Here is a 13132-nt window from a genome sequence, read left to right on the forward strand (position 1 = left end):
CAAGGGCGGCAAGCAGTGCTCTCATGGGGGTGGCCCTTCGGGTCAGGCGGATGGCCGAACCATAAGATGTCGGGCAGATGGCCGCAATATTTCGACGATATTGCGCAAGGAAATAACTATCAGGCCGCACATGGTCGGCGTCTTTCGCCTGTTCGGCGCAGGTGGCACGGCCTCCGCGAAGGAGTCGCCGTACGCAAGGGACGACGTCGGCTGAGCGCAAACGGCCGCAAGACTTACGTTCGGCCACGGTCCGATCTTGCGCGCGAATGCGAGCCTCACTCCGTACGGTGGAGGCATGTTCTTCGAACCGCCACCCGCGCTGGAGGAGGACGCCTCCGCGGCACCACCCGGATTACCGATCTGGTACGCCCCGCCCGCCGACCAGGCCGGCACGATGACGCTGACCGGCCTGGAGCTGGCCCGCACCCCCAACGTCGTCGTCACCCTGCCGTCGATCACGGCCTACCGCGCCGGCTGCCTGCTCAACGTGGAGGTCGCCATGCGGCGGCACACGCTGTCGGCCGACGACTACCGGGCCCTGCAGATGTCCGTCTTCCCGGTCATGGTGCCGGGGGTGACCTCCGGCCGGCCGCTGCCGGACACCCTGCTGCGCTTCGGCGTCCGCTTCGCCGACGGCACCAAGGCCACCACCGTCGGGCAACGGTTCGAGCGGCTCAACATCCCGCGGGAGGAGCCGCCGGGACCGCGCCTGTCCTGGCTGCTCGGCGGCATGTCGATGCGCAGCGGCGGTGAGGATGCCGGCATCGTCACCCCGGTGGGACTGTGGCTGTGGCCGCTGCCGCCCAGGGAACCCTTCGAGCTCGCCCTGGAGTGGCCGGCCGGCGGGATCGAGCTGGGCTTCACCTCCCTGGACGGCTCGGCCATCGGCTCCGCCGCCGACCGGTCGGCCCCGCACTGGCCCCAGCAACCCTGACGGGGACCGCCCGCACCGGCGTGTGGCAGGGTGTCCCGATGCGGCGAATCACCGGACCGGCGGCGCCGGCGAAGCGGGGCCCGGCGTGAACGTGGGAGTCGCCGGGCAGGCGGCGGGCCTGTTCGCGGTCACCAACGTGGACGACCTGCTGATCCTGGCCCTCTTCTTCGCCCAGGGCGCCGGACGCCGGGGGGCGGCGGCGCGGGTGGTCGCCGGCCAGTACCTCGGGTTCCTGGCCATCCTCGCGGTGGCCGCGGCCGCCGCCTTCGGCGCGAGCTTCCTGCCCGACCCGGTCCTGCCCTACCTGGGCCTGCTCCCGCTCGCGCTGGGACTCAAGGCGGCCTGGCAGGCGTGGCGGAACCATCGCGACGGCGACGAGGACGCGCCCGCGGGCGACCGTGCCGGCGGGCCGAAGGCGCTGGAGGTCGCCGCGGTCACCTTCGCCAACGGCGGCGACAACCTCGGCGTGTACGTGCCGGTGTTCGCCACCGCGGGCGCAGGCGCGATGAGCGTCTACGTCGCCGTGTTCCTCGCCCTGGTCGGCGTGTGGTGCGCCGCGGGCAGGTACTTCGCCACCCGCCCGGTCGTCGCCAGGGTGCTGGGCCGGTGGGGGCACCTGCTGCTGCCGTTCGTCCTGATCGGCGTCGGAGCCCTCATCCTCGTCGAGGGCGGCGCCTTCGGCCTGTGAGCATGGACGCGCTCATCCGCGTGGAGGACAGCGCCGCCGACCTGTGCACGTGCCGCGCCCCTTCGAGCAGGCGTTCGCGGCGGCCCCCGGCCTTCGGGGACCTATCACCCCCGGAGGCGCCGGAACCCGATGTAGGTGATGACCAGCGCGACGACGACCACCACCGGACCGACGACGGCCCAGGTGGTGACGCCGCTCATCGCGCTGCCGCCAACAATGCCCAGCCCTTGGAGCGTCCACAGGACGCCGGTCGCGGCGAGGAGCAACCCGATCGCGACGATGATCCGTGCCTTCATGTCCCTACTCCCAGCTCGCCGATCACCTGTGCGGTGCTCGATACCGGCCACCGGAGCCGTAAGGTACAGCCTGCACCACCGCCCCGGCGCCCGTCCGGCGGCGGGACGGATTCACCGTTAGGAGATCTTCCCGCGGATGCGGTGCCGCCCAGCTCGGACTCCGCGCGGTTCACCGGGTCAGGGGCCGCGGAACGTGGCGCGGTAGGCGCTGGGTGAGACCCCCAGTTCGTCTTTCAGATGCAGGCGCATCGAGCCGGCGGTGCCGAAGCCCGCGGTGACGGCGATCTCGTCGATGGGCAGGTCGGTGCGTTCCAGGAGGGTGCGGGCCCGCTCGATGCGCTGCTGGGTGAGCCACCGCCCCGGCGAGGTGCCGATCTCGTCGCGGAAGCGCCGGGTGAACGTCCGCGTGCTGGTCGATTCCTGGGCCGCCAGTTCCTGGAGCGTGACGGGCCGGTGCAGGTTCTCCAGCGCCCATCGGCGGGCCCTGCCGGTCGAGGAGGTCCTCGGGTCCGGCATCGGGCGCTTCACGTATTGCGCCTGCCCGCCCTCGCGGTGTGGCGGGACGACGGAGCCGCGCGCCACCTCGTTGGCGACCGCCGCGCCGTGGTCGGTGCGGATCATGTGCAGGCACAGGTCGATGCCCGAGGCCCCGCCGGCGGAGGTGAGGACGCCGTCGTCGTCGGTGTAGAGGACGTCCGGGTCGAAGGCCACGTCCGGGAACCGCTCGCGGAACCGGGCGGACGAGCGCCAGTGCGCGGTCGCCCGCCGCCCGGCGAGCAGGCCGGCCGCGGCCAGCACGAACGATCCCGAGCAGATCGAGGCGATCCGCGTGCCGGGCCGGATCCGCGCCAGCGCGGCGGCGAGCGAGGGATCGAGCGGCTCGTTCCGGGGCTCGAAGTCGTCCGCCGAAGCCGGGACGACGACGGTTTCGGCCTCGGCCAGCGCCTCGGGGCCGTGCGCGACGGCGAGGGTGAAGTCGGCGTCGGTGCGGACGTCCCCGGGCTCGGGTGCGCAGGTCACGACCTCGTAGAGTGCGGCGCCGGCGGCCGAGCGCGCCTGGCCGAAGATCCGGTGCACGATGCTGAGCTCGAAGGACAGAACCCGGTCACGGGCCAGGACCGCCACTCGGTGGCGCGCGTCACCGCTGAAAGCAGCCATGGCCCGATCTTCGCACATGTTGTCCATCAGGCCAGTCGCCGGGGCGGTGCCGCCCGGAGCAGCCTTGACCTCATGAACGTGCTCTGGATTCTCGCCCACCCCGAACCGCGCTCGCTCAACGGCTTCCTGGCCACGGAGGGGCGGCGCACGCTCCGTGCCGAAGGTCACCGGGTCGAGGTGTCGGACCTGTACGCGATGGGCTGGAACCCCGTCGTCGACGCCGCCGGCTACGCCCACCCCCCGGCGGAGCGGTTCCAGGTCGCCGGCGCCGCGAAGCAGGCGTACGAGAGCGGCGCGCTGAGCGCCGACATCCGGGCCGAGCAGGAGAAGATCGACCGGGCGGACACCATCGTCGTCCAGTTCCCGATGTGGTGGTTCGGCATGCCCGCCATCCTCAAGGGCTGGTTCGACCGGGTCTGGCACCAGGGCTACGCGTACGGGTCGCGCGGCCCGAACGGCGAGTGGATCGGCTACGGGGACGGGTTCCTCGCGGGCAAGCGTGCGCTGGCGGTGGTGACCATGGGCGGGCCGGCGTGGTTCTACGGCGAGCGGGGCATCCACGGAGCCGTCGGCGAACTGCTCTTCCCGTTGCAGCACGGCACCCTGTTCTACGCGGGCGCGGAGGTGCTGCCCCCGGTGCTGATCACGGGCGCCGACAGGTTCACGCCCGAGGAGGGCGAGGCGGCGGCCAAGGAGCTGCGTGAGCGCCTGCTCGCGATCCCGGCGACCCGGCCGATCGCGTACCGGAGGCAGAACGGCGGGGACTACGACGACGACTTCGTGCTGCGACCGGACGTGGCACCGGGCCTGACCGGACTGGGAGCGCATGTGGCCTGACGCCCGGCAGGGGGTGTGCGGGCGCCCGTCCCCTGGGCGGGCGCCCGCGGTCCCAGGGGTCAGCAGTTGGTCTTCTTCTTGGTCAGGACGACCTTGTCCGGCATGGAGTAGCCGACCTTCTTCTTGCCGCTGGTCTTCGCGTTGACCCCGACGCACTTCCAGAAGAAGTCGTGGTTCTGCTTGACGAACTTCAGCTCGATCCACCGCTTCTGGTTGCAGTGGTTGTTGAAGTACACGGTGGTGGAGACGTTGCCGTCGCCCCAGGAGACGTTGATCTTGTTTCCCTTGGGCGAGGTGCACGAGGCCGACTTGCGGTGCACGCTGAGCGTCCCCGCCTCGGCCGTCGCGGCGGGCGAGGACGGGGCGGCGGCGTTCGCCGGGGTGGACACGGTCAGCATCGCGAGAGCGGCGCCGGCTCCGGCCAGCGCGGGAACGAGCTTCGAGTACCTCATGATCCTCTTCCTGTCTCGGTGACGTGGCGATCCGGGCCCCGGACCGGCTTCGCCTGCCGCTCCCGTCGGGCGGCGACCTCGGCGCCGGGGCTCGTTCACCACGCTGACCGCCGGCTCCGCGAGACGGCAAGGGATCTTTGTCCGGAGTACGTCCAGCGAAGTCTGGACGAACTCCGGACATTGGATCAGCGCACGTCAGCGGGTTCCGGGCTCCGGCGAAGGGCATGTGAGCGCCCGGCGCCCGACCCGGCGGCCGGCATGACGTACCTCAAGTGGTGGGTGGGCGGGTTCAGCGGTCGGCGCCCGCGGGGGCCGGGGTGAAGTCGCGGTGGCCCACGACGTCGGAGGCGGCGGAGGCGAGGTGGGCCAGGTCGTCGGAGGTCAGCTCGACGCCGAGGGCCGCCACGTTCTCGTCGAGCCGTTCGCGCCGGCGGGTGCCGGGGATCGGCACGACCCCCTGGGCCAGCAGCCAGGCCAGGGCGAGCTGCGCCACGGTGACGCCCTTGCCGGCGGCGAGGGTCTCGATCCGTCCCACCAGGGCGCGGTTCGCGGCGAACGCGGCGGGCTGGAAGCGGGGCAGCCCTCTGCGGGCGTCGTCGGGGGCCAGCTCGTCCAGGCTGCGCAGGCGATCGGTGAGCACGCCGCGCCCGAGCGGGGAGAAGGCGACGAAGCCGATGCCGAGCTCGTCCATGACCGCCTTCTCGCCGTTGTGCAGCACGTCCGGCGAGAACAGGGAGAACTCCGACTGCACGGCGGCGAGCGGATGCACGGCGTGCGCCCGCCTGATGGTCGCCGCCGAGGCCTCCGACAGCCCGATGTGGCGCACCTTGCCGGCCTTGACCAGCTCGGACATCGCCCCGACCGACTCCTCGATCGGCACGTCCGGGTCCACCCGGTGCAGGTAGTACAGGTCGATGACGTCGGTGCCGAGGTGGCGCAGCGACCGGTCGGCGGCGCGCCGGATGTAGGCGGGGGTGCCGTTGCGGCCGTGCACGGTGCCGTCGTCGTCGGTCTCCGCGGACGCCTTCGTGGCCAGCACGATCTCATCGCGGCGGTCGCCGAGGGCGCGGGCGATCAGCTTCTCGTTCTCGAACGGCCCGTACGCCTCCGCCGTGTCGATGAAGGTGACGCCCGAGTCGACGGCGTGCCGCAGCGTCGCCACGGACTCCCGCTCGTCGGCGCCGCCGTAGAAGGCGCTCATGCCCATCGCGCCGAAGCCGAGCGCGGACACGGTCAGCCCGTCGCCGAGTGGGGTGGTTCTCATGGTTGCTCCTGTTCGGTGACCGCCCGGTAGGCGGCGATCTTGGCGTCGATGGCGGCGAGGTGCTGTTTGGTACGTTCCAGTTGTTCGATCACGCGCTCCCGGTGCCGGGAGAAGAACGCCAGCCGTTCGGCCTCGGTCCCCTCACGCCGGCTCAGGTCGGCGATCACGCGCAGGTCGGCGATCGACATCCCCGTCTCGCGCAGCATGACCAGGCCGGCGATCCAGGCCAGGTCGCCGGCGCGGTAGCGGCGCCGGCCGCCGGGGTCGCGCGGGGCGGGGTCGAGCAGCAGGCCCTCGCGCTCGTAGTAGCGCAGCGCCTCGATGCCGACGCCGGTGACGCGCGCGACCTCGCCGATCGACAGGCCCTCCGGCGGGATCTCGACGTCGAGCTGGGGTAGCAGCAACTCGCTCATGCCCACCATCGTGCGACCTGTAGCGCGCTACAGGTCAAATCCGCCACGCCGGTCCCGCACGTCACCCGGCCGCGGTCGCGGCGGGACCGCACAGGCGCAGGCGCGGCCGCGACCTTCCGGCCGCGACCGCGCCTGTGACCGCAGGTGCCTCCCGCACCTCGGTGGTGGTCACCCGCCCGGCCGCCAGTCCGTCCGGCCGGTGAGCGGGTGCCGGAGCGCCGTCACATGGGATGACGCTTCAGGAACGTGTGCGCCGCCTCCCCCACGGCCAGCGGGTTCATGCTCTGCAGCCCGTGCGTGGCGTTGGGGATGCCGCACCGCTCGGCCTGCGGGAGCCAGTCCATGAGGAAGCGCTGCGTCGCGCGGAAGCCGGGCATGACGGACTCGCTGTCCAGGCCCATCACGGCGAGCACGGGCATGGCGGGCTTCCGCTCGGCCAGGCTGTCGGCCTCGGACGGCTTGAACCCCCACTGGGAGATCGCGGGGAAGTCCACGGTGAACGTCGTGTCGACGCACTCCTCGACCCGGTTCCACACGTCGAGCGGGCCGGTCATCTCGACGGCGGGCAGGAAGCTGGGCCCGCACACCGCCTCCATGTAGAGCTGCGCCGCGCCGAGCTTGTCGCCCGTCTCGTACACCTTCATGGCGTTCATGAAGGCGTCGATGTTCGCGGTGATCGCGTCGGGCTCCTCGCGCGGCAGGTACGGCTCCAGCAGGATCGCGCTGTGCGCCCGCTCGGGGTGGGACAGCAGGAACTGGAAGGCGATCACCCCGCCGAAGGAGAAGGCCATGATGTGGGCCTTGTCGATGCCGAGGTGGTCGAGCAGTTCGCGGACGTGCTCGGCGCCGCCCTCGATGCTGAGGGCGTCGCCGTCCAGGGTGCTGCCGTTGTAGCCGGCCCGGTAGTAGCTGATGAGCTGGTAGTCGTTCAGCAGCGGCGGGTAGAACCGCATCGGCGTGATGAGGCTGTCGGCGATGCTGGTGCCGTGGATGCACAGCACGGGCTCGCCTTCGCCGAGCACCGTGTACCTGAGCTCGCCGCCGGTGACCTTGGCCCGGCGGTCGTGCTCGACGTTCCATTCGCGCCCGATGTACAACGCGTCTCGCATCATGTCGTGGGCTCCAATCCGACCAGGAGGCCGGTCTCGTCGAGGCTGGGGACGAGGTCGAAGACGAGGAATTCGAGGTAGTGGCGGCCCCACAGCAGGTCCCAGAGCGGGAAGCGCTCGTTGAACTCCTCGCCGCGCTCGCGTGCCAGCCGCTCCTCCAGGTCCCAGATGAGGGTGTTGAACTCCTGGACGGTGAACGGGTAGCCGGCTCCGGCGGCGGCCGCGACGACCTCGTCCTTGGGCTTGTCCTTGAGCCGTTCGCACAGTTCCGGCCGCTGCGCCAGGGCGCGCAGGAAGTCGATGACGTTCGTCTCGCTCACGACAGCTCCTCGCCGGTGTATCGGGCGGCCACGTGGTGGACCAGGTAGTCGAGATACCGGGTGCCCCACATGTGCCGCCACAGGGTGGCGTCCCCGTCGAACGGCTCCCTGTCCTTCTCGATGATCACGCCCGCCTCCAGCCGGCCCACGACCCGGTCCGCGTCGGCCTCGGTGAAGTCGAAGCCCTCGTTGCGGGCGTGGAACAACATCCGGGACAGGTCCATGGGCGAGTAGCGGGCCAGGAACTCGGGACTCGATCCGGCCGTCTTGAGAAAGCGGACGAACTCCACCTCTGACACAGGGATCTCCTAGCTGTCCAGCGCGTGCCTGATCACGTCGTCGATGGCCTTCACGTCCTGCTCGGACAGGCCGAAGGTGGCCAGGTGGCCGAAGATGCTGTCGATCTCGCGGAAGGTGGCGCCGGGGATCGCCTCGGCGTACCGGCTGAGCTCGCCGGGCGGGAAGAGGGCGTCGCCGGTGAAGGCGGCGATCGTGGTGGCCGGCCGTACCCGGGCGAGGACGTCTCCCAGCGACTCGCCCGGCTCGCCCGGCCAGGCCGCGCGTGCCTTGCGCGCCTGGGCGAGCACGTCGTTCGGGTCCTGCGGGAGCCAGAAGTTCTCCCAGAAGCCGGCCACGAACGCGTCCACGCTGTCGAAGCCCAGGTTGCGCCAGACCTCGGCGCTGTCGTAGTAGAACGTGCGCGGCGGGGCGGTGAGCGCGGAGCCGTGCCCGACGCGGGCGAGGCCGCCGCTCACGTCGGCCGCGTCCGCGTAGGCGCCGCCGGCGTAGTTCGGGTCGGAGGTGATGGGCTCCTCCACCACGGTCTTGAGCCAGAGCTTGGTCCAGGCGGGCGGGGTGGGGGCGCCGGCGATGGGGGCGATGGCGCGGACGCGGTCGCCGAAGCGCAGCGCCCACTCGTACACCTGGATCGCGCCGATGGACCAGCCGAGCACCAGCTTGACCTCGCTCACCCCGAACTCCTCGGCCAGCAGGCGCTGCTGGGCGATGACGTCGTCGGCGATGGAAACCTCGGGGAAGGGGCCGGGGGTGTTGCTCGGCGCCGACGACGGCGGCAGGCCGAAGTGACCGGGCAGCACGATGAAGCTGGTACGGGGGTCGAGCGCGCGGTTCTCGCCGATCCACCCGTTGAGCACCTCGGCGGGCGCGCCGAGGAAGGTCGGGAAGACGACCACGTTGTCCTTGGCCGCGTTGAGCTCACCGAAGGTCTGGTAGGCCAGTTCGGCGCCGGGAAGGGTGGCGCCCGAGGTGAGCTGGAAGTCGCCGAGCTCGAAGGTGTTCATGTGGGGGGCTCCTGACGTCTTCACGTGTCGAATCGGAGGATGGTCTTGATGTTGCGGCCTGCCTTGAAGTCCTCGGCCGCCCGCTGGATGTCGGTGAAGGCGTACTCCTTGATCAGCGGCTGGACCGGGAGCCGGCCGCCGCGGATCAGGCGGGCCAGCAGCGGGATCAGGCGGTCGGGGTCGCTGTCGCCCTCGCAGACGCCGAGCACGCGGCGGCCGGGCAGCAGCCGGTGCACGTCCACGGAGACCTCCACCCCGTACGGGGGCGCGCCCACGACGGCGACGGCGCCGCGCGGCGCGAGCGCGTCGATGCCGGCCTTCAGCACGTCGGGGTTGCCGACGGCCTCGACGACGTAGTCGACGCCGGCTCCGCCGGTGGCCTCGCGCAGGGCGGCGGCCAGGTCCACGCCGGTCGAGTCGATCGTCATGGTGGCGCCGATCTTGGCGGCCAGCTCCAGCTGGGAGGCCCGGCGGCCGACGGCGATGATCTCGTTGACGGGGGTGAGCGCGGCGCCCATGACGGCGGCCAGGCCGACGGCGCCCACGCCGATCACGGCGATCGAGGTGCCGGGCTCGGGCCGCAGCGTGTTCCAGACCGCGCCGGTGCCGGTCTGGACGCTGCAGGCCAGCGGGGCGAGCAGCTCGAACGGCACGTCGTCGGCGATCTTGACCACGCTGCGTTCGTCGGCGATGGAGTGGCGGGCGAACGACGACTGGCCGAAGAAGCGCCCGCCGAGCGCGGCGCCGTTCCTGCTGATCGGGGAGGTGCCGTCCGCGCGCTTGCCGCCGATGAGGTTCTGCGGGATCCAGGTGGTGCAGTACGCCGGGTGTCCGAGACGGCAGGAGGCGCAGGCGCCGCAGGAGGTGAACGTGAGCACGACGTGATCGCCGGGGGCCACCTTCGTCACGCCCGGCCCCACCTCCTCCACCACGCCGGCGCCCTCGTGGCCGAGCACGCCCGGCAGGGGGAAGGGGATGTGGCCCGCGGCCATGGTGAGGTCGGTGTGGCAGATGCCGGCCGCCTCCATGCGGACCAGGACCTCTCCCCGGCGCGGGTCGTCCAGCTCGACGTCCTGAAGGGTGAAGGGCGCGCCTGGCGATTCGACGACGGCGGCCTGGGTGGTGGTGGTCACGGGGTCCTCCGATCGGCGAAGGCCAGGGGGTGGGCGGTGGTCACGGCGTGCCCCGTCCGGCGGAAGTGCCGACGGGAGTGCCGGCGGGGGTGCCGGCGGGGCTCAGGGTGTTGGAGCTCGTGACGCGGAACCACTCGCCCGGGCCCCACTCCGCGCCGTGCCCGATCGGCGGGGGCGCGCCCACGACGCGGGTGACGTAGTAGTCGAGCAGGCCGGGGGCGCGGCGGGTCCAGATCGAGCCGAGCTCGTCGTGGTGCCGCTGGCCGAAGTAGAGCCGGTCGGCGCCGCGGTCGCCGGAGCGGGCCAGGCCCAGCAGGTCGTACTCGAGCGGGCAGTCGTCCACGCCCGGCAGGTCGAGCGGCGGGCAGCCGCCGTACGAGACGTCCTGCCACTCGCCGGCGCGCCAGTTGCCGTCGCCGGACTTCGCCTCGTCGGCGGCGGCGACGAGGCCCGGGTCGAACAGCCGCAGGCAGACTTTGACCCGGGAGAAATCGGCGTCGCGCGCGCCGGGGGTGACCGGGCTGGGCCCGCGCAGCTCGAACATTCCCATGATGATGAGTTCGAAGAGCCGGCCGTCGCAGCCGGGGTCCTTGTAGGCGTTGAAGTGAATGGCCCAGAAAGGACTGTGCAGCCAGAAGTCGTCGATGCCGAATATTCCGGGGAACACTTCGGCGGGCTCTGGGCTGCGCCACCGGCCGGACAGTTCCTCGACCGTGAAGTCAGCGCTGATGTTCATCGGACCTCGCATATTCGATTCTTTTCCGGCGGCCCCGGCCGGCGTCAAAACAATGGCGCGTACAATGGCAAGTCGGCCGGGGCCGGCGATTCATGTGGGAAGCAGTTCCGGCGGCACGTGCGCGCGTACCTCGGCGGCGAGTTCGGCCACCCGCGCGCCCGCGGCGGCGACCACCGGATCGCCGCCCGCGCGCCCGGCCTCGCGGCAGCGTTCCACGAGGATGAGCATGCGCTCGTGCAGCAGCGCCCACGCGGGCTCGCGCCAGGGCACGAAGTTGCTCATCGCGTAGTACATCTCGTACGCGAACCCGGCCGTGCGCCCCGGATGCTCGGGCCCGGCGGGCAGCGCGGTCATGGCGTGGGCCAGCGGCCGCAGGACGTCCGCCATCATGCCGATGGACAGGCGGATGAGCAGGCCGAGCTGCTCCTCGCTCTCGTCGGTGTGGGTGAAGAAGCGGGTGAGCGCGTGCAGGACCAGCTCGTAGGCCACCGCCGCGGGCTCGGCGAGCCGCCGGGCCGCGGGGTCGGTGATCAGCGGCTGGGGCGCGGCGATGTCGAACGGCTGCCGCAGGTAGCCGGCCAGCGCGGGCCTGGCCGGTTCGAAGCCGGGGTCGCGGGCGCGCAGGTCGGCGTACTGCTCCCAGATGGCCAGGAAGCGGCCGTAGTGGGCCTGCCGCCAGTCGCCGCGCGCGCCCTCGCCCTGCTCGATGATCAGGTCGATCGCGGCCTGCGCGGACTTCAGGTCCGTGACCGCGACGAGCTGCGGCCAGCGGAACCGTTCCGGCGTGGCCTGGGCGCGCGGGGGACCGACGAACACCGCGCGCTCCCCCAGCCGGTCGCACAGGGCACGCAGCCCCTGCTCCAGGCCCCGGTACAGGTGCCCGATGGTCTGGTACTCCTGGCCGCGCGGCATGAGCTCGCCGGGGTCGAGGCCGGTGCGGGAGGGCGGGATCGGCTGGAACGACTCGGCGTCCTGCAGTTCCATGCCCTCGGGCCGCTCCAGGTACAGGAAGTGGCGCAGCGCCTGCTCGCCGAAGGGCAGCAGGTCGAGCTGGATGCCGGCGGGGAAGTAGCCGGAGCGCTGCGGGAAGTTCGGCCGGCCGAGCGTGGGCGCCGCCCCGATCGACGCCAGCAGGTTGGTGACCAGTGCCAGGTGCAGCATCTCCTCCACCGCGATGGAGCGCAGCACCCCGCCCCATTCGGTGACGGCCGCGGCCTGCTCGGGCGTGAGCCCCTCCTCCGTCCCGCTCTTCAGGCTGGCCTCGGCGAAGAGGTACTGACACAGGATCATGTGCTCCAGCTGTGAGGCCTCGTTGAGCAGCCACCACAGGTGTTCCCGGTTCGCGACCACGATGGGGGGCTCGGTCGGGGCCTGGGACATGCGCGGGTCCTCCTTCAGTCGTGCTGCAGTACGGCGCGGTAGCGCACCTGGCCGGCCTCCACGCGCTTCAGCACCTCGTTGATCTCGCCGAACGGGTAGCGCTCCACCCGCGGCGTGACCTTGCCCGCCGCCATCAGGTCGAGCACCTCGACCAGGTCGGCCCGGTTGTTGTGCGTGCTGCCCTTGATCGAGCACTGCTTGAACAGCAGCGTCGTCATGTCCTCGATGCGCAGCGGGCCGGTGACGCCCATGGTGACCAGCCGGCCGCCGTAACGCAGGCCGGACACCACGCGGGCGACGAGGTCGGCCGAGGTGGTGGTGGCCAGGATGACGTCGGCGCCGCCGGCGTCGGTCAGGGCCTGGCCGGGGTCGTCGGTCACCACGATGCCCTCGGACGCGCCCAGCTCCCTGGCGTACTCGGCCTTGTCGGGCGAGGTGGTGAGCACCACCGTCTCCAGGCCGTTCGCGGCGGCGAGCTGCACCGCCATGTGCCCGAGTCCGCCGACGCCGAGCACGCAGACGCGCTCGCCCGGCTTGGGGTCGGCGTTGCGCAGGCCGCTCATCGAGGTGAACCCGGCGCAGAAGGCCACGGCGGCGTCGGCGTAGTCGAGGCCGTCGGGCAGCAGCGTGCAGCCGGACTCCCAGGCCAGCATCAGGTCGCTGTAGCCGCCGCCGAGGTCCATCCAGGTCTGCGTGTGCGCGCAGGCCGTCGGATGCCAGCTCTGGCAGTGGACGCAACGCCCTTCGCCGCGCTGCATCCACGCGACGCCGACCCGGTCGCCCACCCGGAGCGTGGTGACGCCGGGGCCGAGCGCGACGACCTCGCCGACCGGTTCGTGTCCCGGCACGATCGGCAGCTGGACGGGCCAGTGGCCGCGGTGCACCAGGACGTCGCTGAAGCACATCCCGCACGCATGAATGCGTACGACGACCTGGGCGGGGCCCGGGGCCGGGTCGGGGAGGTCCTGGAACTCCCACGGTGCGTTGAGTCGGGTGATCACCGCTGCGCGCACGGTCTCCTCCTTCGCGCGGACAGATCAGGAGGCCACGATAAAGAGCGCGCCCGCGTCCCCGGCACCCCGACTTAACGCAGCCGGTGCGGTAATTCGGA

17 protein-coding genes are annotated in these 13132 nt (G+C 71.9%); 4 read left to right on the top strand and 13 right to left on the bottom strand.

Annotated features, from left to right (window positions below; all coding sequences use genetic code 11):
- The 3 genes from B0I32_RS59215 to B0I32_RS44060 form a co-directional block, all read left to right on the top strand.
- Positions 1-214, top strand: a 214-nt coding sequence (locus B0I32_RS59215; protein ID WP_219912323.1) for a hypothetical protein, incomplete at its 5' end; no start/stop codon positions are given.
- A gap of 81 nt (positions 215-295) precedes the next feature.
- Positions 296-934: a hypothetical protein gene (locus B0I32_RS60470; RefSeq protein ID WP_106249874.1), complete on the top strand. Its 639-nt coding sequence runs from the start codon at positions 296-298 to the stop codon at positions 932-934.
- Between the two features lie 85 nt (positions 935-1019).
- Positions 1020-1622 carry a cadmium resistance transporter gene (locus B0I32_RS44060; RefSeq protein ID WP_106249876.1) on the top strand — a complete coding sequence of 201 codons (603 nt, stop codon included), beginning with the start codon at positions 1020-1022 and terminating at the stop codon, positions 1620-1622.
- A 104-nt stretch (positions 1623-1726) separates the two neighbouring features.
- Here the strand turns inward: B0I32_RS44060 and B0I32_RS44065 are convergent, their stop codons facing one another.
- Both B0I32_RS44065 and B0I32_RS44070 read right to left on the bottom strand, forming a co-directional pair.
- Positions 1727-1918, bottom strand: a complete 192-nt coding sequence (locus B0I32_RS44065) for a hypothetical protein (RefSeq protein ID WP_106249878.1) — start codon at positions 1916-1918, stop codon at positions 1727-1729.
- A 177-nt stretch (positions 1919-2095) separates the two neighbouring features.
- Positions 2096-3076 carry a GlxA family transcriptional regulator gene (locus B0I32_RS44070; protein WP_219912325.1) on the bottom strand — a complete coding sequence of 327 codons (981 nt, stop codon included), beginning with the start codon at positions 3074-3076 and terminating at the stop codon, positions 2096-2098.
- Between the two features lie 72 nt (positions 3077-3148).
- Between B0I32_RS44070 and B0I32_RS44075 the strand changes: the two genes are divergently transcribed.
- Positions 3149-3913, top strand: coding sequence for an NAD(P)H-dependent oxidoreductase (locus B0I32_RS44075; protein WP_106249882.1), 765 nt, complete (start codon positions 3149-3151; stop codon positions 3911-3913).
- 59 nt (positions 3914-3972) lie between these two features.
- Here B0I32_RS44075 and B0I32_RS44080 read toward each other — a convergent pair whose 3' ends face one another.
- From B0I32_RS44080 to B0I32_RS44125, 11 genes are all read right to left on the bottom strand, one after another.
- A complete protein-coding gene (locus B0I32_RS44080; RefSeq protein ID WP_106249884.1) occupies positions 3973-4365 on the bottom strand; it encodes a hypothetical protein in 393 nt (130 codons plus the stop codon).
- Positions 4366-4654: 289 nt separating this feature from the next.
- The gene (locus B0I32_RS44085; RefSeq protein WP_106249886.1) at positions 4655-5629 is read right to left on the bottom strand and encodes an aldo/keto reductase; all 975 of its coding nucleotides are present in this window, start codon (positions 5627-5629) and stop codon (positions 4655-4657) included.
- On the bottom strand, positions 5626-6042 hold the full coding sequence (locus tag B0I32_RS44090) for a MerR family transcriptional regulator (protein ID WP_106249887.1): 417 nt from the start codon (positions 6040-6042) through the stop codon (positions 5626-5628). Before B0I32_RS44090 ends, B0I32_RS44085 begins: the two co-directional genes overlap by 4 nt.
- Positions 6043-6263: 221 nt before the next feature.
- Positions 6264-7154 (bottom strand): alpha/beta fold hydrolase, encoded by an 891-nt coding sequence (locus B0I32_RS44095; protein ID WP_219912326.1) that lies wholly within the window; start codon positions 7152-7154, stop codon positions 6264-6266.
- A complete protein-coding gene (locus tag B0I32_RS58305; protein ID WP_181308439.1) occupies positions 7151-7471 on the bottom strand; it encodes a Nif11 family protein in 321 nt (106 codons plus the stop codon). The genes B0I32_RS44095 and B0I32_RS58305 overlap by 4 nt, the downstream gene beginning before the upstream one ends.
- On the bottom strand, positions 7468-7770 hold the full coding sequence (locus B0I32_RS58310; RefSeq protein ID WP_181308441.1) for a hypothetical protein: 303 nt from the start codon (positions 7768-7770) through the stop codon (positions 7468-7470). The genes B0I32_RS58305 and B0I32_RS58310 overlap by 4 nt, the downstream gene beginning before the upstream one ends.
- A 9-nt stretch (positions 7771-7779) precedes the next feature.
- Positions 7780-8772, bottom strand: a complete 993-nt coding sequence (locus B0I32_RS44105) for an alpha/beta fold hydrolase (protein ID WP_106249890.1) — start codon at positions 8770-8772, stop codon at positions 7780-7782.
- 20 nt (positions 8773-8792) lie between these two features.
- On the bottom strand, positions 8793-9905 hold the full coding sequence (locus B0I32_RS44110) for an NAD(P)-dependent alcohol dehydrogenase (RefSeq protein ID WP_106249892.1): 1113 nt from the start codon (positions 9903-9905) through the stop codon (positions 8793-8795).
- Between the two features lie 40 nt (positions 9906-9945).
- On the bottom strand, positions 9946-10641 hold the full coding sequence (locus B0I32_RS44115) for a hypothetical protein (RefSeq protein WP_106249894.1): 696 nt from the start codon (positions 10639-10641) through the stop codon (positions 9946-9948).
- 90 nt (positions 10642-10731) lie between these two features.
- On the bottom strand, positions 10732-12021 hold the full coding sequence (locus B0I32_RS44120) for a ferritin-like domain-containing protein (RefSeq protein ID WP_106249896.1): 1290 nt from the start codon (positions 12019-12021) through the stop codon (positions 10732-10734).
- Positions 12022-12035: 14 nt separating this feature from the next.
- The gene (locus B0I32_RS44125; RefSeq protein ID WP_146178531.1) at positions 12036-13034 is read right to left on the bottom strand and encodes an alcohol dehydrogenase catalytic domain-containing protein; all 999 of its coding nucleotides are present in this window, start codon (positions 13032-13034) and stop codon (positions 12036-12038) included.
- Between the last annotated feature and the right edge of the window lie 98 nt (positions 13035-13132).

It is taken from the genome of Nonomuraea fuscirosea (assembly GCF_003001935.1).
Lineage (GTDB): Bacteria > Actinomycetota > Actinomycetes > Streptosporangiales > Streptosporangiaceae > Nonomuraea > Nonomuraea fuscirosea.

Bases quoted from the DNA above. Each gene is read 5' to 3' on its own strand.
- B0I32_RS60470 (WP_106249874.1), top strand. From the start codon at position 296: ATGTTCTTCGAACCGCCACCCGCGCTGGAGGAGGACGCCTCCGCGGCA.
- B0I32_RS44065 (WP_106249878.1), bottom strand. From the start codon at position 1,918: ATGAAGGCACGGATCATCGTCGCGATCGGGTTGCTCCTCGCCGCGACC.
- B0I32_RS44070 (WP_219912325.1), bottom strand. From the start codon at position 3,076: ATGGCTGCTTTCAGCGGTGACGCGCGCCACCGAGTGGCGGTCCTGGCC.
- B0I32_RS44075 (WP_106249882.1), top strand. From the start codon at position 3,149: ATGAACGTGCTCTGGATTCTCGCCCACCCCGAACCGCGCTCGCTCAAC.
- B0I32_RS44080 (WP_106249884.1), bottom strand. From the start codon at position 4,365: ATGAGGTACTCGAAGCTCGTTCCCGCGCTGGCCGGAGCCGGCGCCGCT.
- B0I32_RS44085 (WP_106249886.1), bottom strand. From the start codon at position 5,629: ATGAGAACCACCCCACTCGGCGACGGGCTGACCGTGTCCGCGCTCGGC.
- B0I32_RS44090 (WP_106249887.1), bottom strand. From the start codon at position 6,042: ATGAGCGAGTTGCTGCTACCCCAGCTCGACGTCGAGATCCCGCCGGAG.
- B0I32_RS44095 (WP_219912326.1), bottom strand. From the start codon at position 7,154: ATGATGCGAGACGCGTTGTACATCGGGCGCGAATGGAACGTCGAGCAC.
- B0I32_RS44105 (WP_106249890.1), bottom strand. From the start codon at position 8,772: ATGAACACCTTCGAGCTCGGCGACTTCCAGCTCACCTCGGGCGCCACC.
- B0I32_RS44115 (WP_106249894.1), bottom strand. From the start codon at position 10,641: ATGAACATCAGCGCTGACTTCACGGTCGAGGAACTGTCCGGCCGGTGG.
- B0I32_RS44120 (WP_106249896.1), bottom strand. From the start codon at position 12,021: ATGTCCCAGGCCCCGACCGAGCCCCCCATCGTGGTCGCGAACCGGGAA.